Annotated in this window: 3 protein-coding genes and 1 CRISPR repeat array; of the genes, 1 reads left to right on the top strand and 2 read right to left on the bottom strand. The window is 30.1% G+C overall.

Going from position 1 to position 2,889, the window contains the following annotated elements; genetic code table 11:
* Positions 1–757: a CRISPR direct-repeat array (repeat unit 36 nt; unit sequence GTTGTGGTTTGATTAAAGATTAGAAAACACGATATT).
* A gap of 106 nt (positions 758–863) precedes the next feature.
* Both cas2 and cas1 read right to left on the bottom strand, forming a co-directional pair.
* Positions 864–1,193 (bottom strand): CRISPR-associated endonuclease Cas2, encoded by a 330-nt coding sequence (gene cas2, locus B0A78_RS13795; protein ID WP_065213638.1) that lies wholly within the window; start codon positions 1,191–1,193, stop codon positions 864–866.
* On the bottom strand, positions 1,184–2,068 hold the full coding sequence (cas1, locus tag B0A78_RS13790; RefSeq protein WP_014164462.1) for a type II CRISPR-associated endonuclease Cas1: 885 nt from the start codon (positions 2,066–2,068) through the stop codon (positions 1,184–1,186). The genes cas2 and cas1 overlap by 10 nt, the downstream gene beginning before the upstream one ends.
* A gap of 102 nt (positions 2,069–2,170) precedes the next feature.
* Between cas1 and B0A78_RS13785 the strand changes: the two genes are divergently transcribed.
* Complete coding sequence (locus B0A78_RS13785) at positions 2,171–2,578, top strand: hypothetical protein (RefSeq protein WP_014164463.1); 408 nt, start codon at positions 2,171–2,173, stop codon at positions 2,576–2,578.
* Positions 2,579–2,889 lie beyond the last annotated feature (311 nt).

Here is a 2,889-nt window from a genome sequence, read left to right as displayed (position 1 = left end):
GTTGTGGTTTGATTAAAGATTAGAAAACACGATATTAAATGAAAATTTATCTTTTAGATTTAACGTGTTGTGGTTTGATTAAAGATTAGAAAACACGATATTTTCGGAAAAAGAAAGAGGTGTTCCAGATAGTTGTGGTTTGATTAAAGATTAGAAAACACGATATTGAAAGAGTTATTACAATGCCTTTAAGAGTTGTTGTGGTTTGATTAAAGATTAGAAAACACGATATTAAGAAATGCAATTTATGTATTGATATGCTTGTTGTGGTTTGATTAAAGATTAGAAAACACGATATTTGCTTAACTTATTACCTGTGTATTATATAGTTGTGGTTTGATTAAAGATTAGAAAACACGATATTAAGAAGAAAGAGAAAAATGGGGTCTTATTGTTGTGGTTTGATTAAAGATTAGAAAACACGATATTGCGATAGAAAAGGCGGTAAATTAAATTGGGTTGTGGTTTGATTAAAGATTAGAAAACACGATATTTCCGGTTATTGGTAATATCAAAAAAACTATGTTGTGGTTTGATTAAAGATTAGAAAACACGATATTCGAGCAAAATATTGATAATTACGAAACCAGGTTGTGGTTTGATTAAAGATTAGAAAACACGATATTTTAATTGATTACAGAAATGCTGGGCTTGAAGTTGTGGTTTGATTAAAGATTAGAAAACACGATATTATAACAATATAACCTCTTGACTTTAAGTGGTTGTGGTTTGATTAAAGATTAGAAAACACGATATTAGCTAACAGCTTAGTTATTAAATATCAAAGCATTAAGCCGAAATATCGTTAAAAAAAATGCTTCTTTTTTGGCACGTTATACCAAGATTGAAGCATTTTTTTATTTCTAAAACAGTTCCAGTTGGGTGGGTTGTGGTGCTTTAGGGGTTTCTACTTTACCCCAAAAGTTTTGTATGTTCCCAAATTGCTTGTCTGTAATTCGTAACATACTTACTTTTCCTGAAGGAGGCAGGAGTTTGTGTACACGTTTTTCATGTACATCGGCACTTTCGCTACTGGCACAATGCCGTATATATACCGAGTATTGCATCATACTAAAACCATCTTTCAAAAGTTGGTTCCGAAATCCAGAAGCATTTTTTCGGTCTTTCTTAGTCTCAGTAGGCAAATCAAAAAACACAAACAACCACATAATTCGATACCCGTTTAAATCCATAATTTTGGGTATTTTATCTTTTTACGATCGCCCGAAAAACACTGTTGTAAGGAACTTGCCGTTTTTTGTAATCCTACCATCAAAGGACTTTTTTCGTCTTTAAAATACACTGTACGCGTAAGTATTTGTAATAATTCAGATTTTATAGCTGTATTCAGTTCTTGCTCTTCGTAGCGCTGTATTAGTTCATATACTTTTTCATCTACTAAAGGGCGAAAAGGTTCCATAATATCATCTGCTAAAGCAAAAGCATTGTATTTATTTCTATGATGAATACCTAAGGTGTTTAATAAACCACTTCCTGATAAAGATCTAGCTGTGGCTGCTCGTAATAAAGTATAACCGTAATTTAAAAAATTATTAGGATAATCTCCAAAGCGTTCCCGCTTGAAACGTATATCAAAAAATTGTTTCCAATACTGACTGGCTGCAACTCCTTCCATATTACTACTATCACCACTTAAAACCTTAGAAGCTAAAAAAGGAAACTGATTTTTTAAACCAGTTATACGCTCAAGTAACAAACCTTGATTTGTAATTTTTTCAACAATGGTTTGTTGCCATAATTGTTTTTTTAGCGGAATACTTGCTTCAATCTGATATTTAAAGAGTTCTTGTTGTATATGGTGACTATTCAAATTCAAAAACATACCTTGTGGCAAATGGGATGCGTTGCAAATAATGACAGCACTGTTATGTTCTAATAATAAATTTAAAGCTGGGAGACTAATATAGATTTCTTGACTTTCAAGTACCAAAAAGCCTATATCTTCTATGGGTATAGTAGCCTCTCGTAAAATCCCTTTTATAATTAATTGATTGTTTTTTGTATAAAGAGATGATTTATTTTCAATTAGAATGGTTTTTTTTAGCATTTATTTTTTTACGATGAATATAACAGCTCTTTTAGAACTTCTATTACGGAAAACCGTAAGGTCTTTAAAAACATAGAATTTACTTTTGTCAAAAAAGGTAAAATGAAAAAAATATTTTTAGTTTTAGTATGTTTTTGTTGTTTTTGGAAATGTAAAAAAGAACCGATAAAAGTACCAGTAAAACCAGCGGTAAAAGTAAAAATCGAACCCAATGACATCAAATCTGTTACACCACAAGAAGCTCAAACTTTTTATAAAAATCCTGAAAAGAAATACGAATATCGAACAGGAAAATTTAACGAATATGAGTATAATTACGATGTAATAGGAACTGATCAAGATAATAATGTGGTTACAGGCAATATTATTACACACAAAAAATACGGGGCGGGAATACTTTATACCAATGACAAAAGTGATATTCCTGTGAAAGTAGAGTGGATAGGTTATGGTAAACTAATAGGAATTGATTCTAATAAAAATGAATATGAACTTAAAATAAAAGAATAACAATAAAACGAATAAGTGTATATTAATATTTATACTTGGTCTTATTTCTGAAAACGGAAGTACCTATTTGTGGAGGTACTGGTACAAAAAAATATTTTAAAGTATCTTGTGAGGATTAAATAGAGCTATAAGCAACCCATTTATAACGCTTCATTAAACTCATATTATGTGTTAGATTTTGTGATAAATAGGAAAAAGATAAAGAAGGTAAAAAGGGATATAAAATTTTTACCACAGCTATAGTTTTACATTGAGGACAAAAAATAGAGACTTTTTTAGATTCAAAAATCACTTTTTATCTGTAATAAATT

Source organism: Flavobacterium columnare NBRC 100251 = ATCC 23463 (assembly GCF_002530675.1).
GTDB classification, from domain to species: domain Bacteria; phylum Bacteroidota; class Bacteroidia; order Flavobacteriales; family Flavobacteriaceae; genus Flavobacterium; species Flavobacterium columnare.
This window is presented reverse-complemented; position numbering and strand designations above follow the sequence as displayed.

What these genes read in the sequence shown, in the direction of transcription:
- cas2 (WP_065213638.1), bottom strand. Translation starts at nt 1,193, where the DNA reads ATGGATTTAAACGGGTATCGAATTATGTGGTTGTTTGTGTTTTTTGAT.
- cas1 (WP_014164462.1), bottom strand. Translation starts at nt 2,068, where the DNA reads ATGCTAAAAAAAACCATTCTAATTGAAAATAAATCATCTCTTTATACA.
- B0A78_RS13785 (WP_014164463.1), top strand. Translation starts at nt 2,171, where the DNA reads ATGAAAAAAATATTTTTAGTTTTAGTATGTTTTTGTTGTTTTTGGAAA.